This is a genomic window from Erysipelothrix inopinata (assembly GCF_014396165.1).
In the GTDB taxonomy this organism is placed as follows: domain Bacteria; phylum Bacillota_I; class Bacilli_A; order Erysipelotrichales; family Erysipelotrichaceae; genus Erysipelothrix; species Erysipelothrix inopinata.
This window is the reverse complement of sequence record NZ_CP060715.1, coordinates 1484051-1509383: the sequence shown is the minus strand read 5'-3', so window position 1 is coordinate 1509383 and position 25333 is coordinate 1484051. Positions and strand designations below refer to the sequence as shown.

Annotated in this window: 24 protein-coding genes; 6 read left to right on the top strand and 18 right to left on the bottom strand. The window is 35.1% G+C overall.

Translation table 11 applies throughout. From position 1 onward, the window contains the following. Window positions 1-53: 53 nt before the first annotated feature. Together H9L01_RS07340 and H9L01_RS07335 are read right to left on the bottom strand one after the other, a co-directional pair. Window positions 54-938: an ROK family protein gene (locus tag H9L01_RS07340; protein WP_187533312.1), complete on the bottom strand. Its 885-nt coding sequence runs from the start codon at window positions 936-938 to the stop codon at window positions 54-56. 128 nt (window positions 939-1066) lie between these two features. Continuing rightward, a complete protein-coding gene (locus H9L01_RS07335) occupies window positions 1067-1627 on the bottom strand; it encodes a DNA-3-methyladenine glycosylase I (protein ID WP_187533311.1) in 561 nt (186 codons plus the stop codon). Window positions 1628-1777: 150 nt separating this feature from the next. Here H9L01_RS07335 and H9L01_RS07330 point away from each other — a divergent pair, with 150 nt between their 5' ends. Both H9L01_RS07330 and H9L01_RS07325 read left to right on the top strand, forming a co-directional pair. Next, a complete protein-coding gene (locus tag H9L01_RS07330) occupies window positions 1778-3175 on the top strand; it encodes a UPF0236 family transposase-like protein (protein ID WP_187533310.1) in 1398 nt (465 codons plus the stop codon). Between the two features lie 117 nt (window positions 3176-3292). Then, the gene (locus tag H9L01_RS07325; protein ID WP_187533309.1) at window positions 3293-4237 is read left to right on the top strand and encodes an alpha/beta hydrolase; all 945 of its coding nucleotides are present in this window, start codon (window positions 3293-3295) and stop codon (window positions 4235-4237) included. Between the two features lie 45 nt (window positions 4238-4282). Here the strand turns inward: H9L01_RS07325 and H9L01_RS07320 are convergent, their stop codons facing one another. From H9L01_RS07320 to H9L01_RS07255, 14 genes are all read right to left on the bottom strand, one after another. Beyond that, complete coding sequence (locus H9L01_RS07320) at window positions 4283-5938, bottom strand: MutS-related protein (protein WP_187533308.1); 1656 nt, start codon at window positions 5936-5938, stop codon at window positions 4283-4285. 36 nt (window positions 5939-5974) lie between these two features. Further along, window positions 5975-7447, bottom strand: a complete 1473-nt coding sequence (gene abc-f / locus H9L01_RS07315; protein ID WP_187533307.1) for a ribosomal protection-like ABC-F family protein — start codon at window positions 7445-7447, stop codon at window positions 5975-5977. A gap of 290 nt (window positions 7448-7737) precedes the next feature. Beyond that, window positions 7738-8373 (bottom strand): alpha/beta fold hydrolase, encoded by a 636-nt coding sequence (locus H9L01_RS07310; protein WP_187533306.1) that lies wholly within the window; start codon window positions 8371-8373, stop codon window positions 7738-7740. 18 nt (window positions 8374-8391) lie between these two features. Continuing rightward, window positions 8392-8715, bottom strand: a complete 324-nt coding sequence (locus H9L01_RS07305; protein WP_187533305.1) for a MazG nucleotide pyrophosphohydrolase domain-containing protein — start codon at window positions 8713-8715, stop codon at window positions 8392-8394. A gap of 150 nt (window positions 8716-8865) precedes the next feature. After that, entirely contained in the window at window positions 8866-9825 is a 960-nt protein-coding gene (locus H9L01_RS07300; RefSeq protein WP_187533304.1) for a serine hydrolase domain-containing protein, read from the bottom strand. Continuing rightward, the gene (locus tag H9L01_RS07295) at window positions 9825-12110 is read right to left on the bottom strand and encodes an excinuclease ABC subunit UvrA (RefSeq protein ID WP_187533303.1); all 2286 of its coding nucleotides are present in this window, start codon (window positions 12108-12110) and stop codon (window positions 9825-9827) included. Before H9L01_RS07295 ends, H9L01_RS07300 begins: the two co-directional genes overlap by 1 nt. 21 nt (window positions 12111-12131) lie before the next feature. Next, window positions 12132-13028: an AraC family transcriptional regulator gene (locus H9L01_RS07290; protein WP_187533302.1), complete on the bottom strand. Its 897-nt coding sequence runs from the start codon at window positions 13026-13028 to the stop codon at window positions 12132-12134. Window positions 13029-13161: 133 nt separating this feature from the next. Next, window positions 13162-13626 carry a hypothetical protein gene (locus tag H9L01_RS07285; protein ID WP_187533301.1) on the bottom strand — a complete coding sequence of 155 codons (465 nt, stop codon included), beginning with the start codon at window positions 13624-13626 and terminating at the stop codon, window positions 13162-13164. Continuing rightward, window positions 13626-14111: a hypothetical protein gene (locus H9L01_RS07280; protein ID WP_187533300.1), complete on the bottom strand. Its 486-nt coding sequence runs from the start codon at window positions 14109-14111 to the stop codon at window positions 13626-13628. Before H9L01_RS07280 ends, H9L01_RS07285 begins: the two co-directional genes overlap by 1 nt. 55 nt (window positions 14112-14166) lie before the next feature. Beyond that, window positions 14167-15765: a putative ABC exporter domain-containing protein gene (locus H9L01_RS07275; RefSeq protein ID WP_187533299.1), complete on the bottom strand. Its 1599-nt coding sequence runs from the start codon at window positions 15763-15765 to the stop codon at window positions 14167-14169. After that, the gene (locus H9L01_RS07270; protein ID WP_187533298.1) at window positions 15758-16456 is read right to left on the bottom strand and encodes an ABC transporter ATP-binding protein; all 699 of its coding nucleotides are present in this window, start codon (window positions 16454-16456) and stop codon (window positions 15758-15760) included. Before H9L01_RS07270 ends, H9L01_RS07275 begins: the two co-directional genes overlap by 8 nt. Before the next feature lie 109 nt (window positions 16457-16565). Continuing rightward, window positions 16566-16748, bottom strand: a complete 183-nt coding sequence (locus H9L01_RS10990; protein WP_187535018.1) for a sensor histidine kinase — start codon at window positions 16746-16748, stop codon at window positions 16566-16568. After that, a complete protein-coding gene (locus H9L01_RS07260) occupies window positions 16661-17602 on the bottom strand; it encodes a HAMP domain-containing sensor histidine kinase (protein ID WP_187533297.1) in 942 nt (313 codons plus the stop codon). Before H9L01_RS07260 ends, H9L01_RS10990 begins: the two co-directional genes overlap by 88 nt. Further along, window positions 17599-18273, bottom strand: a complete 675-nt coding sequence (locus H9L01_RS07255; protein ID WP_187533296.1) for a response regulator transcription factor — start codon at window positions 18271-18273, stop codon at window positions 17599-17601. Before H9L01_RS07255 ends, H9L01_RS07260 begins: the two co-directional genes overlap by 4 nt. 128 nt (window positions 18274-18401) lie before the next feature. Between H9L01_RS07255 and H9L01_RS07250 the strand changes: the two genes are divergently transcribed. Beyond that, window positions 18402-21029 (top strand): ABC transporter ATP-binding protein/permease, encoded by a 2628-nt coding sequence (locus tag H9L01_RS07250; RefSeq protein ID WP_187533295.1) that lies wholly within the window; start codon window positions 18402-18404, stop codon window positions 21027-21029. A gap of 49 nt (window positions 21030-21078) precedes the next feature. Here the strand turns inward: H9L01_RS07250 and H9L01_RS07245 are convergent, their stop codons facing one another. Continuing rightward, entirely contained in the window at window positions 21079-21714 is a 636-nt protein-coding gene (locus tag H9L01_RS07245) for a YczE/YyaS/YitT family protein (protein ID WP_187533294.1), read from the bottom strand. Between the two features lie 78 nt (window positions 21715-21792). Between H9L01_RS07245 and H9L01_RS07240 the strand changes: the two genes are divergently transcribed. Further along, window positions 21793-22458, top strand: a complete 666-nt coding sequence (locus H9L01_RS07240) for a cyclic nucleotide-binding domain-containing protein (RefSeq protein WP_187533293.1) — start codon at window positions 21793-21795, stop codon at window positions 22456-22458. 82 nt (window positions 22459-22540) lie between these two features. Next, the gene (locus H9L01_RS07235; RefSeq protein WP_187533292.1) at window positions 22541-22963 is read left to right on the top strand and encodes a hypothetical protein; all 423 of its coding nucleotides are present in this window, start codon (window positions 22541-22543) and stop codon (window positions 22961-22963) included. A 35-nt stretch (window positions 22964-22998) separates the two neighbouring features. On the opposite strand, the gene H9L01_RS07230 is transcribed toward H9L01_RS07235, so the two are convergent. Continuing rightward, window positions 22999-24201, bottom strand: coding sequence for a DUF998 domain-containing protein (locus tag H9L01_RS07230; protein WP_187533291.1), 1203 nt, complete (start codon window positions 24199-24201; stop codon window positions 22999-23001). Between the two features lie 135 nt (window positions 24202-24336). On the opposite strand from H9L01_RS07230, the gene H9L01_RS07225 reads away from it, so the two are divergent. After that, window positions 24337-25314 (top strand): serine hydrolase domain-containing protein, encoded by a 978-nt coding sequence (locus H9L01_RS07225; RefSeq protein ID WP_187533290.1) that lies wholly within the window; start codon window positions 24337-24339, stop codon window positions 25312-25314. Window positions 25315-25333: the final 19 nt, after the last annotated feature.

The window sequence follows — 25333 nt, the reverse complement described above, 5'->3', positions numbered from 1 at the left end:
AAAAAAATGTTATTAAAAAAGAGCTACCCTTAAGAGTAACTCGTTTAATACGTTTATTCGTATGATTGGGTGCAATTATATGCAGCCCCGATTTTACCTGCATCATTCATATGCATACAAACATCAACTTCCCATCCTTTAGAAAATGGTGTCATCGTTGTTAGAGCGGTTCTCACATCTTCAATGATACGCGGTACTGCACTCACTCCGCCACCAATGAGAATCTTATCAGGATCCAATGAGAATGCAATATTGAAAATCCCTGTACTTAAGCATCGTACCCATTCTGTATAGATTTCTTCTACTGCTTCATTGCCTTCTTCGAGAAGCTCAAATACTTTCTTTCCATCAATTGACTCATAGGGTACTTCCAGCGCAGCAGCAACCTTTTTAACAAGTGGTACAGAAGCACTGTTTGCACTCATAATTTCAAAGTCACTATAGTCCTTAAATTCTTTCGTAATCATAAATCCAAATTCACCTGCTAAGAAGTTTTTACCATGATGAAGGTGATTATTAATAATAATACCACCACCAATACCACTTCCGATTGTGACACAAACAAGATCTTTCGTACCTTTGCCATTTCCACTCCAGTGTTCAGCTAGAACTGCACAGTTTGCATCATTTTCAATGACAGTTCGAATTCCTGTTCGCTCCTCAATAAGTTTTCCTACATATTGATTACCCAGAACTGGAACTGCACCGCCTTCAATCACAAGCCCAGTATAAGGATTGACACCCCCTAGGATACTCAGTCCAATAGCATCCAATCCTTCGAATTGTTCAACAATCCCTACAATAATATTCATCATTGCATCCAAATCATCTCTTACTGTTTTAACTTGGCCATTTGTTCCTTCTAATTCTTGTCCATTTTCATTAAAGACACCATACTTAATGGATGTTCCTCCAATATCAAGTCCTAAATATTTCATAATACCTCACCCTTTCATTATAATGATACAATCTTTACGGTTGAGAGACAAGACAAATCGTATTGTATTTAGTTTATATTTGTATAACTAAAAAACCAACATCACCCGATGCTGGTTTCAATCTACAATTAATACTTAAAATGACAGGACTCAAGGTGGTCATTAACCACTCCGGCTGCTTGCATATATGCATAAATGATTGTGGTTCCAATAAACTTGAAACCTCTTTTTTTCATGTCTTTACTTATTTCATCCGATAGTGGAGTACTCGCTGGTACTTCGCTTATTTCTTCCCAATGATTCACAATTGGTTCATTATTAACAAATCCCCACAAATAAGCATCAAAACTACCAAATTCCTCAACAACTTCTAAAAAAGCAATTGCATTAAGTTTCAATGATTTTACCTTTAGCTTATTTCGAATAATTCCAGGATTTTCAAGAAGTTCTAATTCTTTAGCCTCATCATAGTCTTTAAGAATATGGGGATCAAAGCCGTCAAATGCTTCTCGCATTGTTTCTCTCTTATTAAGAATCGTACTCCAACTCAATCCTGCCTGTTGACCTTCTAAGATTAACATTTCAAAAAGCATTGGATCATCATGACATGGTTTACCCCATTGATTGTCATGATAAATTGTTTCTAATTCTTGGTGAAGTGCCCAATCGCAACGTTTTATATTTTCCATAATATACCTCTTTTAGATATCATATCTAATTTACTTTGATAATAAAAGAATTTTAATATCTAGATTGTGTAAAATAGGTGGGGGAATACAAAAAGCGATAACTCGCTTATAATGGTTTTACTACAAACTATTAGAAAGTGAGCTATCGCCATGACTATTTTACCACAATTTGAATTATCCAACACCTTAAAAAATTTATTTGTGTCTATCCAGGAATCAACGAATTACCTTTTAGAACCTACCAATCAAGAATTTACGATCCGTAATTACTCTCAGTTTATTGAACATACTTCAGAATGGCTTCGCATTGCTGCTTGTGACTATCTTGTTCAAAACTTTGAACTTCTTGATTTAAAATTTAAGAATTCCGCACTTCGTAAAAGAGATTACTATGTTCACCAAACACGTGAACGCACCCTTATTACTGTATTTGGAGTCGTGAAGTTTAAACGAACTATCTACAAAGATAAGACTACAGGAAAAACCTTTATCTATGTCGATCGCAAACTAGGTTTACCTAAATATGATCGCTATGACCCATGCGTAAAGTGCATGATTGTGGAGACTTTTGCGAATCAAAATTCAATGATTAAAGTCGGAGAGCAGATTGGTGACAGAATCTTTTCTTCTTTCTCAACGTCTCAGCATCGTGAACATTATCGTATATCAAGACAAACAGTTTATAATACCGTTAAACGTCCCTTGCCGTCACTGTCTGAACTTTGTGAGCCTAAGCCTACACCAAGTCACTTATACATCATGGCCGATGAAAAGTATGTTCATATGCAACGTAATGAATCTCAGTCTGTCATGGTCAAGTCAGCTGTAATTTTTGAAGGTATAAAAGGACCTCAGAAGCGCCGTCAATTGATTAATAAAATGGTTTATTCAGGAACTGAAAGTAATTTCTGGAATAGTGTATATGACCTCTTATCAATCACGTATGATATGGATAAAATCAAGAATATTACCATACTCGGAGATGGTGCTTTATGGATTAAGTCAGGAACTCGTGAATTTTCTCATAGTAGCTTTGCCCTTGATAAGTTTCACTTTAAACAAGCACTTAATCATATCACCACAGATAAACCTACAAAAGAAATCCTCGCCTCCAATATAATTAACGGAAATACTGAAACCTTTAATCAAATCATTCAAACCTTGATAGATGGTACAGAACAATCAAATCGTCAAAAAACAATAGAAGAAAAATGTAATTATATACTACGCAATACTCTTGCGATACAGTACAGCTACAACGGCTTGAAAATAGGTTGTAGTATGGAGTCAGCTATCAGTCATAATCTCGCTTCTATATACTCAAATAGACCTAAGGGATACTGCAAAGAAAATTTAAATGCTTATCTTAATCTAAGAAACTTATTCCTTAACCATATCGATATTAGAAACTTATATTTAGATTCAATAGATCCTAAAAGTATAAAACAAAAAGAAGCCAAATATGACTTCTCGATGTTCGAACAACGAAATGCTTACGATAAATCCTCGAGTTCAAGATGGCTTAAGGCACATATCAGCAGAAATTAAAGAAACCATTATTTTCCCCCACTTATTTGACACTAACAATATCTATTTACAAATCTTTTGACACCTCATTCGTCTAAAAAATCATGTATACTATCATTAGGAGGCATAACTGAACCTATGGTATATCTATTAATAGTAATTTTCATTCTTATTGTCGTATTATGTTTTGCAGGAAATTTCTTTTATAATCTTGCTCTAAATCGCTATGGGAATCGTGATCGTATTTTTAAAGCTGATCATAACGTTATGGTTGATGAGTCTAAGGAAGAAAATCCTTGGAAAAAACAAGCACCCATTCTTAAAGAATGGGTATCGAATCATCCTCACACTGATGTGTATCTTCTTTCCTTTGATAACCTTCAACTGTATGGACTTGAAGTGAGACAAACTAATTTCTCTCACAAATGGTTTATTGGTTGTCACGGATACGGAAGTCAACATATGGAAACCATGAATACTGGAAAACACATGTACGAGCAAGGATTTAACATTTTAGTTCCCGATGCTCGAGGACATGGTAATAGTGAAGGGCATTATATTGGTATGGGTTGGGACGAGCGCAGAGATATCGTTGCGTGGATTAAAAAAATTGTGAAAGAAGATCCCGAAGCAGAAATTATGTTGTATGGCATTTCTATGGGTGGAGCTACTGTCATGATGACATCAGGCGAATCACTGCCCGAGAATGTGAAAGTTATTGTGGAAGATTGTGGATACGAATCTATTGAAGGTATCTTTAGCTATCAGCTCAAATCAATCTTTAACATTCCATCTTTTCCAGTTCTGAACTTCGCATCATTTATTACTAAAATTAGAGCTGGATTCTGGTTTCGCGAAGGAAGTGCACTGGAACAAGTAAAAAAATCAAGAACACCAATCCTTTTCATACATGGTGATGCTGATACCTTTGTTCCATCATCGATGGTAAATACAGTCTATGAAGCTGCAACTTGTCCCAAAGAGCTCTTAATTATTCCTAATGCAGGACACGCTATGTCACAGTTTATGGATGCAACACATTACTATGAAACTATCGATACTTTCATCCAAAAATATATTTAACAAAAAACTGGAACACATTTTGAAGTGGTTCCAGTTTTTCTTTGATTAATACGTATCCCAAGTTCTCGTTTTTTCAAACGTATCTGCCATTCTATTTGCTTTAATAATGATGGACGGTTCATATCCGTAATACTCCAACATTTTAATCGCATTTCGAGTATCAGAAGGACCTTCACGTAACTTATAATCAAAAACAATATCACGATCCGTTACCGTTTCTTTAAAGTGATAATTTTGATATTTAGATTTCAGCAGTTCTGTTAACTCTAAGTCGTGAGTTGCAGCACATACAAATGTAGAATAATTAGTAAGAAAGTCTAGCACAGAATATGAAGACGAAATTCTCTCTATCGTATTCGTACCTTTTAATATTTCATCAATCACAATGAAACACCGCTTATCACCTTTTACTTGATCTAAAATCCGTTTCAGTGATTTCGTTTCTCGAACAAAATAACTCTCTTTCGAGTCGATATCATCCTGAATAGCCATCGAAGTAATCACGAATACATTCGGAAAAGACATGCTGTCTGCGATACAAGTATTCAATGTTTGCCCAAGCAGAATGTTAACACCCAGTGCCTTAACAAATGTTGATTTACCCGACGCATTGGATCCTGTAATCATATTAAATGATTGGAAAACATGAGAGTTTCCTATTGCTTCATCAACCAGTGGGTTTTTGATATTTTCGAACTCTATCTCAGAAGTTTCAGTTACTTTAGGGATACATACTGTATCTTGGCTTTGACGATATGACGCTGTCGCAATAGCGCACTCGAGGTAACCAATTGTCTCGTAAAGCATCAATGCTTCATCGTGACTATCAATTATTTTCTTAAACATAAATCGACACGCACCAAAAGAAATCAAAAAATAACCATCAAGAAAACCACTCAAGACCATCGCTTCGCTCGTTGAACTTTGAAGCGATGCAGCAGCGAGAGAAGAAGCAATCCCCATATTTCGAAATGGTTTAAGCGACTCATGAAGTCTCGACTTGACATGAGTATCATCACCGAGCTCTATTTTCTCAATATTTTTTGAAGCTTTTATGATATCCATCAACATTGAGACACGCGAAACATCTTTAGATATTTCTCCTGTTTTACTATAATACACGACATTATTTACAATAAACATGAGTGAAATCATCATGATGCCAACCTCTAAATTAAAGAACAGAATAAAGAGACTTAAAATAGCAACGCTTCTTAAAACTGTGAATAGCGCAAAGTTAATGTCATTACTAAAAACCGGGTTCAAAATCAACTCAATGAGCTGATTGTTCGTTTTCTTACCAATACGATTCATTTCTCTTTGAATTTTAGTACGTTCTAATTCGTTATCTTGAAGCCAATTGATGTCTTTCTCAAATTGATCTAAATTGGAAATATTTTGATCACGAAGTCTTCGAAATAGTACTTCTTCTCCGACACTCGATTGGGTTAGATTTATTTGCTTAAAAACCAAATCCATGTCGAGGTCATTCCATGTTTGATCATCAATAGCATATTGTGGTGGTAACACCTTGAAATACCGTTTCATGCTTTCGTAATCATCCAAAGACCCTTCCCACTCAGCAAGTTGTCCATACTGAGCAGCCACACGACGCATTACTTTGCGATTGTGGTTTTTAACACGAAAAATAGAAAACCCGATGAATCCAAAAAATAAAGCAACAAAGACTATAAAGATCATATGAGTACCCTCTTCTTATTTTTCTATTATATCACATCAAAACGATACAATTTGAGTCGCAATTTTTTTTACAAACTCGTCATCATGCTCAACAAAAATAAGATTGGGTTTCGAACTCAGAATTAAGGTTTCAATTTGCATTCTTGTCAGCACATCGATATAGTTCAAAGGCTCATCCCAAATGTAAAGCTGACAGGATTCACACAAACTTCGAGCAATCATAATTTTCTTTTTTTGACCCATACTTAATTGGTTAAGCTCTGCAGCCAAATCAGATCTGGAGAAACCAAGTTTTCGTAAAAGAGTAAAAAACTGGGTTTTATCAATATCATAGTTATGAATGTAATCATCCATCGTTCCACTGACTTCCGCAACATCTTGAGAAACATAAGAGATACTTAGTTTACTCATTTCGACCTCTCCATCATAAGAAATATCATCACCCATGATAAGTTTGATGATGCTTGATTTCCCTGATCCATTAGGTCCCTTTAACGCAATTCTTTCACCTTGAGTAAACGTGAAGCTTATCGGTGGTGTGACCCAACGATCATCATATTTTATGCGTACATCTTTCAACATCATATTTTTATGATTCGGAATCACGAGCGGTGATAATTTTAAGGTTTCAATTTCGTCAATATTTTTCAGCAATTCGGATTTTTCTTGTATCATGTCTTGTTGGCGACGTTGTAGATTCTTAGATCGTTGCATCATTTTCGCAGATTTATGACCCACAAACCCTTTATCGACTTTTGAGCCCGAGTTCTTGACGCCATTTTTGGATGCCTCAACTTTATCGGACCACGATGCCGTTCTCTTCGACGCCTCTTGAACCCTTTTGATATCTTTTTTTAGTTTCTCATTTTGCGTCAACTCAAATTGGTCTTGGCGTTGTTTATTTTCCCACCACGTTGAAAAATTACCCTGGATAATATCTATGGTCGTATTGTTGATGGAAAGAATATGATCAACACAGCGATCTAAGAATTGACGATCGTGTGAAATTAAGATGAAGCCTGATTTTTTATTCAAGTAATCAGCCAGTTTGTGACGTGAATCAAGATCAAGATGATTCGTGGGTTCATCTATCAATAAAAACTGATGTTCTTTTAAGAATAGTCCAAGGAGCTGCGTCTTTGTTTTTTCTCCTTCTGAAAGCGTACTGTAAGGACGATATAAAACATCATCTTTTAAATCAATGGCATCCATTTCTTTATAGATTTGCCAATCCTCACAATCCTTTGCAATCTCACGAATGACGTCAATGGCATAATCATCGGGATTTGTAACTGGATATGGAAAGTAAGCAAGATCTTCTTGATGAAATACGGTCCCCGTATATTCAAGTTTCCCCTGTAGAATATTTAACAGAGTTGTTTTACCTTGACCATTCTTTCCCGTTAACCCCAGTTTCCATTGTGGGTTAATTTCAAGATTTACATTATCAAAAATCAGACGATCACTATTATCGTAAGCAAAGCTTAAATTTTTTATTATTATAGACATTATTTTTTCCTCCTGTCAGGAGTCTTCTCCTGAATTAAATGTTTTGTTTTAGATTTTTTCTCATCATAATCACCCTTTCTAAGACGAAAAAGGACTACAAGTCTGAAACTTGTAGCCCTTTAAAAGTTAATTTAAATTCTATTGAGGCGAAAAGTCATTTCTTGCGAATCACGCTAAAAACAACTTCTTCATTGAAACTGTTCTAGCTAAATTATTTACAAGAAATATTAATCATCGGCCACCTCTTTAGATATTTCGATTATAGCAATTCCATTAATTATTGTCAATTTTTAGATTTTATGACTTAAGTTCTTATCTATAAATTCATTCAATTGGTTTGCAAGTCCACTAGGATTATCAATATTTACTTCATGTTTTGAATTCTTAATTTCTTCATAAATTGAGTCTTGTATCAATTCATGCAATGATTTCGCAGCTTTGATATTTGCATTATCTTTAGCACCACACATGATAAGTGTAGGACAACTGATACGTTTCAATTGGTCGGTAAAATCAATATCAACCATTGAGTTGACGAGTGAAAGTGTCTCTGTTTTCGAGAAACCCATTTTTGTAAATGCGGATTTTGGTAACAGCTTGAAAATCATATTTTGAACTTTGAAGAGTCCTTTTGGTATTTTATACTGTGGAGCAATTACAGTTAAAGAATTAACGTTTTCCGGATAATCTATAGCATAATTTAAACAAAGTATTGCCCCTAATGACAAACCACATAGATTTATCGATGATTCTCGATGACACAATGCGCAAAATTCCCCGTAAAGTTTTTCATAAGTTAATGGCCCTGAAATTTCAAAATTGTTAAGTTGAGGAACCATAATATCATCATTGAAATTAAGCAAACGAATCACTTCATTCCATGCTTGTTGATTTTGACCTAATCCATGTACTAGTATCGTAGTCATCGTAATTCCTCTCTTCTTTTATTTTTCATTATTTAAATAGTCTTGAAGATTAGGAAATTGATGATATTTTACACTTGCTTTCTTGTCTTTTTCAATCATGACTTGTTCAAGGTCGATATCATTAATTGTCGCTATCGCCACAGCATAGTGAATGACATCGACCAATTCTTCTGAAAGTGAACTCAGTCCATCGTCTGCTTTTCTTCCATCAATTTTATTAATGGCTTCCGCAACCTCGCCAACTTCCTCGACAAGTTTCATAAACAGCGAGTTTGTATATTGTGGATTATCATATTTTGTTTTCAAATATTCTTGAAGTGTTGAAATTGTAATTGAATTCATATTAAGTATTCCTTTCACGACCAGCGTATCTTCATTTTATCATATCAATTATTATATTTGATAATTATCACGTGACTTTCAGAATCACACCAATAATAAAAAACCAGAATTCAAATGGATGAACCCTGGTTTAAGTCTTTCGTTAGTTTATTACTTTAATTCCAGTAACGTTCTAATATCTTCCACAAGATATTTGCGATCTTTTGGTCTCGAGATGATTGTTGATGCTATCGCAATTATTAGGTTATCAGGTTCATTTACGTAAATGATATTCCCTCCAGATCCAGTTGCAATATACTCACGTTCTCGATCACCTATCCACCATAAGTATCCATAGTTGTTTTTATCTGTAGTCGTCGATTCTAAAATCCACGATTCACTGACGATTCGTTTTTGATTCCAAACGCCTCTTTGCAAACATAACTGCCCGATTTTCACCATATCAGAAATGCTTAAATTAAGTCCCCAACCACCTGTAGAATAGCCCAATGGATCACTTACCCAACCTCTAACTTTGTTACCGAAAATATGTTCTTGGTCGAATTTCATGGGGTATAGAGGAATTTCCTCAATACCAATAGGTTTAAACAAATTTTGATTTGCATATTCGCGAGCACTCATTCCGGTAGCTTTAGTCAGCAGTGCGGATAAGATATGTGTTCCCGATGTAGAGTATTTAAAAGTACCGACACGGCATCCTTTACCAAGAGTACCCAGTGAGTATTCGACCCAATCTTCACTTCTTGCCATTCGTAGAAATGGTTCATTCCATGCAGGGAAAGGATACGGTGCCGTCATGGTTAAGAGATTTTTTATCGTAATGCTATCACGTATACGGTTCGTGTCATTAAAGTGATACTCTGGAAAATAAGTCATAACCTTATCATCAATACTTGGAATATGGCCTTGATCAATTGCAATCCCAATTAGCAAAGATACAATGCTTTTTGTAACCGAAGCAACGTTGAATTTTTGTTCGGGAGCTCTTGTTTTAAAGAACTGTTCATATACTGTTTCATTATTATAAACCACGGATATTCCTCTGATATTTGAATACTGTGATTGTATCGTTTTGGTAATATTGTCCCAATACTGCGCATTTTGTTTCATTACAAATACCGTCCCGTCTTAGAAATATCATTGTTTTTTAGAGAATCTACGGTGCCTTCGGCAATGATATAACCACCCTTGTCGCCACTCTCGGGTCCAAGTTCTACTATCCAATCACATGCTCTTAGAATTGTGAGGTCGTGCTCAATAATGATGACTGAGTTTCCTTTCGCAATGAGTTCTTCAATAAGAATCAGAAGCTTCTCAATATCATAGTAACTAAGTCCTGTTGACGGTTCATCAAGCACATAAAGTGTTTTTCCTGTATTAACTTTTCCAATTTCTTTGGCAAGTTTAATACGCTGTGCCTCGCCGCCTGAAAGTGTTGCAGTTGACTGTCCTAACTTTATATAACCCATTCCAATTTTACTTAGAATTTCCAAGGCCTTGAGATTCAGTTTGCTTTCTTTAAGAAATTCAAGGGCTTCATCAACACTTAAATTAAGTACATCATTGATATTTTTTTCATTATAGGTAACTTCTAGTATTTCTTCTCGATAACGAGTTCCAAGACAGGTGGGACATTTCTTCTCAAATTGAATGTCGTATCCAATATTAATAGTTTCGACTCCTGAACCATTACAATCAGGACATGCCCCTTTTGAATTAAATGAGAAGTCTCCTGCTTGATAATGTCGCTTTTTGGATGACGCTTGTTGTGCATAAAGCGACCTCACCTTATCCCAAATACCTAAATATGTAATGGGATTAGAGTTTGACTTGCGACCAATGGGTGCTTGCGTAATTTCAAGCACATTAGACAAACCTTCAATCCCTTCAACGCGAGATTTTTCATTTGTATTGAGTGCATCCTTAACTCTCGGTACGAGTGTTTTAGATATAAGTGAACTTTTACCGCTTCCAGAGATCCCAGCAATACCAACGACTTGGTTCAATGGTAACTCAACATCCAAATTCTTTAGATTGAATGTCGAAACATTCTTGAGTTTTAAATAAGAATGTGACTGGTGACGTTTAGTTTGTAAATGAAAGAGATTTTTTGTTAAATATTGAGCTGTGAGAGATTCATGGTTATTTAAGAAATCATCATATGTTCCCTGAAAGATAATTTCACCTCCCAGAGATCCAGCTTTAGGTCCAATATCAATGATGTGTTCTGCCTGTTTAATTATGTAAGGATCATGAGTCACGATAATCACTGTGTTTCCAAGTGATTTCAGGCGGTGCATGGCGTTACTGATAGATTGTTTTTCTGATTCGTGAAGTCCGCTGGTCGGTTCGTCAAAAATATAGATAAGAGAACTCAACTCTGAGTTTAAATGATCATGGAGAAACAGGCGTTGTAACTCCCCACCACTCAAGGTTCGCATTTCACGATATAAACTGAGGTGACCTAACTTAATGTCAATCAGTGAATCAAGCACTTTAAGAATTGTGCTAATAAGTTCGATTCCAAAATCAGAGACACGCTTATATTTCTTAAGTTCTTCCAAAAATAGTGCCAAGTTTGAAAGTTGCATTTGTGCCAGTTCTCCAATGTGTTTCCCATTGATGAGCACATGTTGTGCCTCTTCACCGATTCGATATCCTTGACACGTGTTACACGTTTCTAAGGTATAGTAGGCACTCACATCTTCATTTCTTAAGTAGCGATTTTGGAGTACTCTTTCAATACAGTAGCTCGTTTTACCTGTAGTATTATTGTAGGCTCCATAAATCAAGGTATCTTGTAAATCTTCACTTAAAGATGTAAAGGGTAAATGATATGCCTCTGGGTAATTTCGTTTCAGTAAATTAAGATATCCTGGTGTTGAACCTATCTTAATAAACACATCCTCAAGAGTCATTACATCGTCTGTAATTATTTTATCCAAATGAATACGATATACCTCGCCCTTACCGCCACAATCAAAACACATTCCTTGTGGCGTTAAATAACTGAAAGTGCTCGGATCTATAGGTTCTCCCTCCACTATGTCCTGCCCGGTGCCTTCATGAGAATAAAGAAGCGTCAGAAGATTTAGAACCCCAGTTCGTGATCCGACAGTCGATCGTGGGTTACTTTGACGAATTATATTTTGTTTTACAGCAACCGTAGGACTTAAACCTGAAATTTCAGAGTAGGACTGCTCTCCAAAATCGAGTCCCATCCCAATTGATTGGAGATATTTTTTACGTCCTTCTTCAAAGATTAAATCAAAAGCCAAACTCGACTTTCCCGAACCACTAACACCTGTAATGACAATGAGTTCTTCTTTAGGAACATCAACATCGAGATGTTTCAAGTTATTATTGTGGGCATTTCTTATACGAATTTTATTCATGTTTCCCTCTTTTCTAAGAAACTAATAGGTTGTTACAGGAATATAAATATCAACAAGATGTTTACCAAGAGGATGTTCTAATGGATTATTTTTATAAACTTCGAAGGGTGGCGCATTCCTTGGTAAATAACCACTTTCTCCAAGCCATGATTCATAGATATAATTCCAAGCTGCCGGATATTCATCAAGGTCCAATTCAAAACTTAGCACTGCATATTCACTTTCATCCAATGTCATTACGGATACATCGTCACGAGGTACACCTTTCGTTGTTTCTTTTACAAATAAACCAAATGTCGTTCTTTGATTTTCAGTTTCTGATATTTCAGGACTTGAGTGATAAATCGTAACTGGCTTTGAGTTTTCATTCAGTATATTTCCATTAAGAGCAATTGAAAATAAATGTTGAATAACATCACCATAAGATTCTAGTTGACTGTAAGAACCAATTTTTCTTTGGTAAATGAGCTTCAGTGGTTTAATTATCTTATGTTCAATAAGAATTGGTTTCACTTCCACTTCATCTACACCCTCATTATAGATTCTTGGTTTTACGATAACTTTGCGATTCTTGCTATCCTCACTGCGTATTTTTCGAGGACTCATATCATAGTACCGTTTAAACGAACGCGAAAAAACTGCTGAGTCACTATACCCGAGTTCATACGCGATATCGGTAATCGATAAATCTTGACGATGCAACAACATTCCTAGAGCCCATTCCATATTTGTCCGTGTCACAAACTCATAAATCGTTTCCTGAGTCAAAGCCTTGAAGATTCGGTGAAAGTGATATTGTGATAACCCAGATATTTGAGCCAAATTTTCAACTGTAAATATTTCTGTTGGATGTTTTTCGATATAATCTTGGACTAGATAAATGCGTTTCCAATACTCATCAGAATATTTTGGTTTCATATTAACGTCCTCTCTAATCAGGTACTTTCTATAATACTATTGTACTTTATTTCCATTCATTGAACCAAATAAGTTTGAAGTATCTAAAACAAAAAAATACCGAAACTCCAATTGGAATTTACGGTATTTATGATTAATTTAATTTTTGCGGTTCATCAAATTGACCGCGATCCTTAATAAGGCTGTATAGCGCTTGAAATTGCGTTGGACCAAGAGGTTCACAATTTAACGTTATCCAGTTTCCGTTTTGTACAACGTTCAAGTCTATCGTATCTGTAGTTCCAGAACTTGAGACTGATTTATATCCAAACTGACATTCATTAAAGTAAAATTCACGTACCTTTTTACCGGATTGATAGACAAGATGATCATCATATACGGTAACCACAACTTTGTCATCAATCAATAACATTTTAAGTAATGCTAAGAAGATTAATGCACTAATTCCAATAGCAATCCATTGTAACATTTCGCTATCTTTAATAAAAATAGAACCTATGAAATAAACAAAGATATATGCCGCTAACGGACTGAAAAATGTATATAAAAAGTTTTTAATAATATTCGGTATCGTACGTTTAAATGTTGCAGGAGCCATTAGTCTATTTCCTCTACACCATAAAGATTGGTATCTTTATCAAACGATAATTTATAGGTAGCATTAGGTTTACAGTTTACAACTACCTGTACTGGATCTGTATACTCTGTTACAGATTTATACATCACGCCAGGACGTGTGTGTTCATAACTTACTGACAGCTTATTTTCTCCAGGTTTTACAAAGATTCCATACTTTGTTTTATCTTGAAAAAATTGTGATTCGGTAGAAGTTCCATATAAACTCTTCATATCCGCTTGAACTGGTTCGCCATTTACTTCATGAATATGAATGGTAACAGTAGAAACAAATCCTTGACGATTAAGAAGGATTCGTGATGCATCAGGATGTAAGTTCAAGAAATCATTCTTTTTCTTACGAACTCTCATTTGACTAAAAATTACAAAAACGATACATAAGACAACAAGTCCTACATAGTACCACATATAAGGATTTTCCTTAAACAATAATTGAATATTCTCCATATAGTTTCCCTTTCAGTTTCTATAAGTTTATCTTTAAATACCTGATACCATTCAACTAGTTATCTTCCAATTGCGTATGTAATATTGTTTTTGATGCAATCCACAACCCAAAGTATGCGAGTCCAAAATAACTTAAAACTGTTAATAAGACTCCTACTAAGGTAGGCATTGCTGTAAACCATGTCATTAATCCCCATAATCCGACAGGTACTGCACACAGTATGATTGATAAGAACATATATATAAACTGTGCAAAAATGGTACCAACTTTTTGAGTTAGAAACTCACTTAATCCCATTCTTAAATAAATTTCAAAAACAAGTAAACTTAACGCCAGTAAGATCCCCATCATACCATAGACAAGCGGCACTCTTGATATTACCATCAGTGGAAGAACAAGCGCAAATGTACGAGTTAATGCACTTAATAAATCCAATGATGATGCAAAGAACAACTTACTTATCATCGTATCCGGAATAAGGAAAAAAGTAAAGTGCTCCGCTTCTTTTTGCCAAAAATTCGAATGTGTAAAGAAAGCATTAATATACATAATAATTCCAACAATAACGCCAAAGAATATAAATGTTTCTTCAGTTCCAAATTCAGCTAGCGAGTCTTTGAGGAAATAACCTACAAAACCTCCGATTATTGCAAGAACTAAATCTGAGATCTTCACGAATGTACGACGTGTTCTTCTGTTCTCAAGAAGTTCCTTATCTAAGATAGCACGGCTCTTTAAACTCGTAATTTCACGATTGGCTTTGAGAATTTTTCGTTTGCCCATTTGTTCGGACAACGGCGCATTTTTCTTTGCTTTGGCCATCTTCTTTTCATAGTCTAAGGCAAAATCTTGTGCTTCTTCGTAGTATTCGCCGTTAACTTTCATACGATAAGCATAAACTATTGAAATCAATCCGAAAATAAAGAACAACACGGTTCCAACGATATTTACATTTGTCGGTCCCCAGAATAGAAGTTGAATTAAACATGCTTGCCATCCAATAATTGGGAAGAGCAAGATGAGTGGCAGTTGAAATACTTCAATTACGCTTTGTACAGAGATTCCATTAGCGTAGATATAGTAAGCAGATAAAGCTGTAAAGATTAGAAGAAACGCATATGCTGTATAGCGAATAACCTTCTTAGCAGTAAGACTTATTTTTTCATCGGCATACATAATGAGTGCTAGCGAGTATGACATTGGAATTTCAAAAATGAAAATACTGAGCACATACAGTAATAAAGGCAGTGCCGATACATTAAATAAGAATAATGCTGCCACGATTAGAGCAATCTCATAAATAACTTGAAGATAGTATGTCTTACTGAGACCATAAAAAATAATTTGTTTTGATGAGACAGGTGCTGAAAATAGAAAATGAACATCAGCATTTGTAAAAACAATTCCTTTTCTTTTTAGATACGATAAGTATCCGGGTGTAGACAGATAAATTGTGAACAAGAGGATAATCAATCCAAAACTGTGCTGATTATTCATATTTAACTGATCGATTGATGATTTAAAGAAAAAGGGAATCATAATAAAATATAGAACACCAACAATCGTCGCAATTAACTTTAAAGGTTTGCGAATCAGTTTTTTGAAACGATTCTTGACATTCATCTGACATAGGTACAACAAACCATTATTCATAGGTTTCACCCGTTATCTTAAAGAAGAGTGTTTCGAGATCTTCATCAGGATAATCATTCTTCGCAATTTCTGCACGAATTTTACCTGTTTCCATCACAATCACCTTATCCCAAACGTCTTCAACCATTTCAATCATATGGGTACTAATAATGACAGTAACACCTGATTCTTTTAATTCTTTCATCACACGTTTCAGTTCTTTGATAGCTTTTGGATCCAATCCAACCATTGGTTCATCCAAAACAATTACATTTGGATGCGTTAAAAGCGCTGAGCAAATACTTACTTTTTGCATCATCCCTTTTGAAAGTTCATCACCATATTTTTCTTGTTTATCTTGTAATTCAAATCGTTGCATCAGGGCATCGATTTCATCATCATTATCGGTGATTCCATAAGCTCTACTTGTAAAGATTAAATGTTCGCGAACCGTTAATAACGGATACATTGCAGGTATTTCAGGAACATAGGAAAACTCTTTCTTAGCTTCAATCTCTGAAGCCTTTTTGCCATTAATAAAGATTTCTCCCTCATAACGCAACAATCCGGCTACGGATTTAATAATTGTGGATTTACCCGCCCCATTCGGACCCAAAATTACAGTTACTTCACCGTCGTATGCGTTAAAACTTACATGGTCGACCGCTACGACCTGGTTATACTTTTTGTGTAAACTCTGAATTTGTAACATATAAATCTCCTCTTTTTTTAGATTATAGCGGATTTTGAGAGAAATTCATAGGTGTGTCACTGTATTATTCGAATAATATAATAATATTCATCAATTTATCATACAATTTTTACTTTGGAAGAAATATTGTGAAGGTTGTTTGTCCATTTCCCGAACGAATAGTAATGCTTCCTTGATGGAGATCAATTATTTTTTGAACTAAACTCAGTCCGAGGCCATTTCCTTTGGTAGCATGAGATCCATCTCCTTGATAAAACTTATCAAATACACGACGTTGATCTTCTTTTGAGATTGTTTCCCCTCATTCGTGATACTAATTTTAATTTCTTGAATCCCTTCAAAGATTTCAAGTTTCAATTCGGTTCCTCTATCGGAAAACTTGATGGCATTATCGATGAGGTTAATAAAAACCTGTTGCATTAATTCCTCATTTACCTCGGCCTCGACTTCTTCAGCCTCTAAATGAATATCAAGATTTTTATCTTGCCAACGTTTTTCTAGTAGAACAAGAATGAGTCGCATTTGTTCGGTTATGTTAACCCGTTTTATGTCCTTAAGTACCGTTTGTGTTTCTACTTGAGATAGATTGAGGACACTTGACGATAATTCAGAGAGTCTCTCTGATTCATTAATAATAATTTCAAGGTATTCTTGTTTTTCTGCATCTGTTAGATCAGGATTATCACGAAGCATTTTCGCAAACCCGCGAATGGATACAATCGGCGTCTTGAATTCGTGGGAGAAGTTATTAACAAAATCGTTTCTAAGAAGTTCTATACTTCCCAATGCTTTTCCCATCTCATTAAAACTATCGCTTAATTGCTTGAGTTCTTTTGGACCCTTAAGATTAATTCTTGCTGAAAAGTCTCCTTTAGCAAACCTCTTTGTGGCAGCAATAACCTCTTGGAGTGGCGCTAAAGGAATATGACTCACAATGGCCGCTACTGTTGACCCTACGATAATTGTTGCGACAGAAAAGACAAGTACCGGTGCATGTGTAAACTGTGATTCGGTGTATCCCATCATCTCTAGGACTTTCATTCCAGTCATAATTAATGCCATGGTTAAGACTAAGATAACAAATACTACCAAGACAAAGAATACGATGAGTTCAAAATTATTTCGAAATTTCCTTTTGCTTCTCATCGATTTCGTACCGCTTTATATCCTAAACCTCGAATCGCAACAATTTCAAATTCATCGTAATTTTCAAATCGTTTTCTTAATCGATTAATATGAACATTTACGGTGGTGTCAACACTCTCCGAATCTTTTCCCCATATCTCATCCATCAGTTGAATTCTTGTGAAAATCTGATTTGGATACGATAATAATTTGTATAAGAGGTAAAACTCTTTTTCTGGCAAGGTTTGAATTTCATCGCCTCTAGATACCGTCAGACCATCATAATCTAAAATAACATTCCCAATACTAAGTCGGTGCTCATTGGCAATCTGAGAACGTCTCAACAGTGCTTTTATTCTTAATAATAACTCTTCTTCATTAACAGGTTTAATCATATAGTCATCCGTCCCTACCAAAAATCCGCGACATTTTTCCTCTGGAAGATGCTTCGCTGTTACCATCAAAATGGGAACATTGTCATTACTTTTGCGAAGTTGATCAGTAAATTCATAGCCATCCATTACGGGCATCATGACATCCAATAAAATTAAATCAATATGTATTCGATCTAAAACCTCGAATCCCTCTACCCCATTGTAAGCTACTTCTGTTTCGTAACCCGCATGTTCTAGTAATGCCTTCATCAATCGTGACGTATTTTTATTATCTTCTACAATTAATATTCTAAACATCAGATCACCTCCATACTTTCATGATATCATAGAATATAAACTGAGCATTAACAGAAGTTATTGAAAGTTAACATTCAGTTTATCAAATAAAGATATAATGGGGATATAAAATAGGAAAGGTGACTTATATGCTACAAATAAAGAATATATATAAGCAATATAAAACTGGTGATTTAATTCAAGTTGCCTTGAATGACGTCAGCCTCAATTTTAGAGATAACGAGTTTGTCGCAATTCTTGGACCCAGTGGTTCGGGAAAAACTACCCTACTTAATATTGTTGGTGGTTTGGATCGCTACGATCATGGTGATCTCATTATTAACGGTATTTCAACGAAGAAATATCACGATCGCGATTGGGATTCGTATCGAAATCATTCGGTCGGATTTGTTTTTCAATCTTACAATTTAATCCCTCATCAAAGCATCCTCGCAAACGTCGAGCTTGCCTTAACCATATCCGGAATCTCAAAATCTGAACGACGTCAACGTGCGACTGATGTCCTCACAAAAGTAGGTTTGGGCGATCAACTTCATAAAAAACCAAATCAAATGTCTGGAGGTCAAATGCAACGCGTTGCGATTGCTAGAGCGCTTGTTAATGACCCCGATATTTTACTTGCTGACGAGCCTACAGGTGCTTTAGATACCGAAACCAGTATCCAAGTTATGAAATTACTTCAAGAAGTAGCTAATGACAAACTTGTCATCATGGTTACTCACAACCCTGAATTGGCTGATGATTACGCAAACCGTATTGTAAATCTTCGTGACGGTGTCATTTTGAGTGACTCCAATCCTCTTGAACTTGATGAAAGTCATGCTGAAGAAGCCATTCACCAAAACCTCGGTAAAGCTTCAATGTCTTTCGTTACAGCCCTCACCCTGAGTTTCAATAATCTTCGTACAAAAAAAGCACGAACATTCCTAACAGCATTTGCAGGAAGTATTGGAATTATCGGAATTGCACTCATTTTATCTTTATCAAATGGTGTCAATCAATATATCGATAATGTTCAAAAAGACACATTATCGAGTTATCCGATATCTATAGAAAGTGAAAGCATTGATCTCACAACAATGATGACGACAATGATGGATCAAAATAATAAAAATGACATTGAGCATGATCTTTCTCAGGTCTATTCCAATAATATTGCGACAAACATGATGACAACCATGACGGAGCAAAAGAAACAAAACGATTTAGCTCAATTTCTTAAATACCTCAAAGAAGAAGATACGGGCATCGACAAACACGTTACTGCCATCCAAACAGGTTACAACCTTGATTTACAAATCTATAGCAGCCAAGCCGATGATAACCTCAAGGTGAATCCGAGTGCCATGTTACAACAAGGACAATCCGGTCCAAATGTACCGGGTCTTTCAGGTATGATGTCATCTCAAGTATTTCAAGAAATGATTGATAATCCTGAACTCCTTGGAGCGCAATACGATGTATTGGCAGGTCGATTCCCTGATCAAAATGCTCATGACGAAGTTGTTCTTGTTGTTGATAAAAACAATGAAATTAGTGACATGGTTCTTTATTCATTAGGGCTTATGGATCAAAAAGAGTATAAAGAAATTGTGAATGCTCTCGCTACCGATCAAAAGGCTAAAGAAAGCGAACAAAAATCATTTTCATACGATGAAATATTAGCAACAAAATTTAAATTAGTTCTAAATACAGATATCTACAGTTTTGATCAACAAGCAAATAAATGGGTTGATAAACATGAGGATTTAAACTTTATGAAACCCGTCATTGAGAACGCTATGGATATTAAGGTTGTCGGTATTTTAAGACCCAATCCTGAATCGAGTGCACAATCACTAAATGGTACAATAGCTTATAATCATACACTCACGGAACATGTTATCAATAAAATCAATGATACGGAAATCGTCAAAGAACAAAAGGAAAATAAAGATACAAACGTCTTCACAGGCCTTCCTTTTGATATTGAGAACTATACTGAAACACTCACCATTGAACAAGTTCGAGACTGGACAAAAACCTTGTCAGAGCAAGAACAAATGCAATTTGCACAACTCACCGCCTCAATGTCAGAAGCACAAGTCATTGATATGGTAAGTAAACAAATGCAAGCTTCACAACAAGAAATCGAAACATACGACGGCAACTTAGCCAAACTGGGTGTTGTAGATCTTGATAAACCTTCTTCAATTAATCTTTATCCTAAAGACTTTAAAGCCAAAGACGAAATTGAATCCATTATTAAAACGTACAATAACAAACAAATTGAGCAAGGCAATGAAAATCTAACACTTAATTATACAGATATTGCGGGTCTCATGATGTCTTCTGTTTCTGTAATTATTAATATGATTACCTATGTCCTTGTTGGATTTGTAGCCATTTCATTAATTGTTTCTTCCATCATGATTGGAATTATTACTTATATTTCAGTTCTTGAAAGAACAAAAGAAATTGGAATTCTTAGAAGTATCGGTGCTTCCAAACGAAATATTTCCAGTATCTTTAATGCCGAAACATTAATCCTAGGATTCTTGTCAGGAGGTTTTGGAATTGGAATAACATTACTCTTGCTGATTCCAATTAATGCCATCATCGAATCTCTTTCTGGTGTTGCAGGTATTGCTTCTCTGCCATGGCAAGCAGGTGTTATCCTTGTCCTCATTTCGATATTCTTATCAATGCTTGCAGGACTTATCCCTTCTTCAAAAGCGGCAAAACAAGATCCTGTGATTGCTTTGCGTTCAGAATAAAAACAAAAAGAGACCCAACTTTCTCAATCTGAGAAACTGGGTCCCTTTTCTATATACTTTCTAAAGATTTGGGATGCGGCATTTTTTCATAGGTCTTCTTAGTAATTCCAATCACGAAAGATAACAGAAACAAACTAAGTACGGTTCCTTCGCGAATAAATAGGTCTGAGTTTGTTAGGGAAGTGATGACGAGAGATGCTGAAATACAGATTATATCTACAATATAACGAAGCTTCATAAAGGAAACTTTAGTTTTTTCTGACACAATACGACACACACTTTCAATTGGAAATGCAAGAACCCTTAAATTCAAGACCATTCCCGTACCAAATCCAGAGATACATACTCCCATAATAAAACAAATAACTTGGGATAGATACGAGTTTAAATTTACATTAACAAAAACTGTATATACGAAGAAATTAATAACCAAACCCAGAGCATAAACAGATACTCCTTGACTGATATATTCTTTTCGTTGTTTGAGACCTGTTAAAATCATATATAATATAATAAACGCACCATTTACGAGTGATGTAACGGTTCCTACTTTAATACCACTAATGAGCGATAAACTAAGATTCAATGAATTAAAACTACTCACACCAATGTTTGCTTTAATTGTTAAACTGATTCCCAGTCCAGTTAAAGCATAAAAGAATAAAGAATACAGTAATTTTTTCATAGATTGTCCTTCTTTCGTAACCATCATATGAAATTACCGCATTACAAAATAGGAGATATCTCCTATAAAGGAGAAATAATGATTAAAAAAACATCGACTAAAATCAGTCAAGTCGCACCTATAGACTTTTCAATAATGTTCTCTTCCCTAAAGGATATAGATTTCCAAATTTTTACATTCAATAAAGATGAAACTATTATGAGTCAAACCAAAGAGAATGAGATGCTATATTTGATTACCAATGGCAAAGTAAAAGTGAGTCGGATTTTAGAAAATGGAAACCGATCCATTGTTCACTTCGCAAAACCAAAAGATTTAATCGGCGAATTAGAACTATTAGGTGTTGAAGATGAGCCACGTGAAGTCAAAGCCCAAACTGAAGTAGAATGTTTGGGTATTTCTGTCGTTAAATATCAATCTTACCTTTTAAATGATGTTGTTTTTCTAAATTATCTTTCCACCTATCTTGCATCAAAATTGTTAGATCGTACAAATAGACTTGGAGACGGATCAAACTACCAATTAATTCATCGCCTCTCCGCTTTCATCTTAGAAGCCCAGGTTAATAACGTATATAAAGAAAAACATACCGAGGTGGCAGAATATCTTAATGTTAGTTACCGTCACTTAACTCATACTTTCAGGCGATTGCTTGATGAAAACATTCTTATTAAAAAAGAAAAATCATATTTAATTATCAATCTTGAACGATTAAAAGAATACGCAGGTTACGTTCATATATAAATAATTCACACAATCGCACACATCACTCACAATCACCTATCACATTGAAAAATTAAAATAATAGTATGAGGAGGTGCACTCTATGAATAAAAAAATTATAATAGTATTGGCTCTAGTCGTCGTTATTGGTGGAGGTTTTATGGCAGCTAAAGTTCTATCAAACAACGATAAAAAATCTGACAAACCTAAAATAACTTTTAAAGAAAACATCGTATTTATTAAAAATCAGAAATCATTTAGCGAAGTAGATGAAAATAACGAAGTAATTGTTGAAAATCTTCCTGTTATATTACCCAATGATATTATTATTGAAAAGGAATCGCATTACGATGAAATTTCGTTCAATAAAATTGGAACTAAAGATACACCCATGACCCTAGAATTTAATTTCATTGATACCAGTTCAGTGGGAGAAAACTTTACTGGAACACTTTATGTCAGACTTAAAGATACTGTTGAAGAAGTCCCCTTCACCTATTCAGTTATTGAAAAAACAACACGATAAAAAAATAAAGCCCTCATTTGATGAGGGTTTTAATATTAATTGTTTTCTTTTACTGTTTCCTGAGTAGGTTGACGAATAATCTCTACTGTATATACCTCATTTGCAGTATTCACAATATCAATGATATGTTGAAGTAACAGCAAGAGCCAGCTGAATGCAAGTACAAATGCAAAGAGCTCAAATGCAGTGAGTGATAAGTAGTGTACTCCCAAGAAGAGCACACATATGATTCCTAACATGGCTCCAATTGAATAAGATATTCTTAAGAAATGTTTCGACACATTTGGAAGTAACCAGCGAATTGAAATGATTAAAATAATGAATAAATACACCAAGTATCCAGCAACACGATTATGCATTGATTGATAGAACAAACTGTCATTATAAGGGAAGAATCCAACACCACCTAAACAAATTGCAGTTAAAAGTAAAAGTACCTTTAAGGCAATTAAGCGTTTTGTTTTCCCCTCAATGTTATATAGATATACAAAAATGTAGTCGATCAATGCCACCATGAGTAGCGATGATAAAATAAGCGTTAGATTAAATTGCCAGCTATTTGTTGCCTCAGGTGTTCCTAAAAAACTAAAGTTATAGAGCCACCATTGTTGATCACGATTTGTAACCATGGCAATAAACACACCACCTAAAATAACGAATACGAGCGAACGAATTAAAGATGTAGGCGTAATGCTTTTTGCTGAATAAATCATAACGTAGTTAACAATACCAGTCATTACAGCCGCCATACAAGATGATGTGTAAATATCAAACGTTGCCCCCATAAATAATTGCCCCATTACTTTAAAAAACAGAAGTTGTGCAACAACAATAATTACAAGATACGAAAGCAACACTACGGGTAAGTTTCGCCAGTAAAGTTTCAGCGATGAGTTATCACGCTTGTTATCTTTTATAAAATAGTAGGTAAAGTTAATCATTCCAGAAATGACTCCAAGTAAAATAACCATGCTTGCAATCGATCGCTGACCAATTAATGGAATTTGCGAAAAGTCTCTAAATATGAAGAGACATATGCCTAATGTTAAGAGCCCCACAATTGTAATTGAAGTTAGAGGAACTGTTTTCTCGGTATTCTTCTTTCGATTGTTAATGTAAACCCCATGTTCATTGACGTGAATTTGTGCTTTTGTCTCTTCTTTTAAATCAAGACGTTCTAATATTTCAGTAGGAACCTTAATATAAACATCTTCATGTTTTTGATCCTTATAATCCATATTAATTCTCCTTTGTTAGCTCTATTATAAAGGATTTTATGGTCACGTGTTATAATTTTCATTCAATTTATCTTAAAACAGTTTTTATGTTATAATATGTAGCGTTTACAATATACGAATTTAAAGGAGAATTTCATGTTTGAATCTGTAATTAATCTTGCTCATCAAAGCGTCAACGAAAAACTTATCCCGGGTATAGCTATCGGTATTATTACTAAAGAAGAGTCTCTCACTGATGTCTATGGGCTTTCAAAATACCCTGATACACCGTTACAAAATAATGCGGTTTATGATATCGCATCGCTTACCAAAATGTTTACTACCACACGTATCCTTCAGTTAATCGAAGAAGGGAAACTTTCATTTGATACACCCATTAAAGATATTCTTCCAGAGTTTAAAGAAGAAAGCATTCTCATACAACATTGTCTTTTACACCGTTCAGGTATGTTGCCAAGCGTTCGTGGGCGTTACACCATGAATCATGATGAAATGGTTGCTTCAATCATGAATTGTGATGACTGGGTAAACCCTGTAGACACAAAAATGGACTATTCATGCATTAACTATCTTATTTTAGGACTGGTCATTGAAGCTCTCGATACATCTTTAGATCAATCAATTTCTAAAACAATATTAAACCCTCTTCACATGTCGGATACTCAGTACAATCCAAGTGATACAAGTCGCTGTGTCCCAACAGAATATACTGATGCACGCGGTCTTATTTGCGGTGTAGTTCATGATGAGACTGCCCACAACTTTGGTGGCGTAGCAGGAAATGCTGGTTTATTCAGTACCATGTCGGATCTCAAGCAATTCGTAAAATCATACTTGGGCTATGAAACACCTGTACTCACCCAAGAAACTTTAAAATTACTCAACGAAACCAATGTTGATATGCGTTCATACGGATGGAATCTTCATCCCTATAAAGGTAAGAACTATCTCTTCCACACTGGATTCACGGGTCCTTCAATTTTATTAGACTTGGATAATCAAGCAGGCTTTATTATTCTAACGAATCGTATCCACCCTAAACGTGAGGATACGGGATATCTCAAGCGTCGCCTTGAACTCTTTGATGCATTTCTTGAAGAACTTAACCAGTAATTGATAGGTCAATATCTTT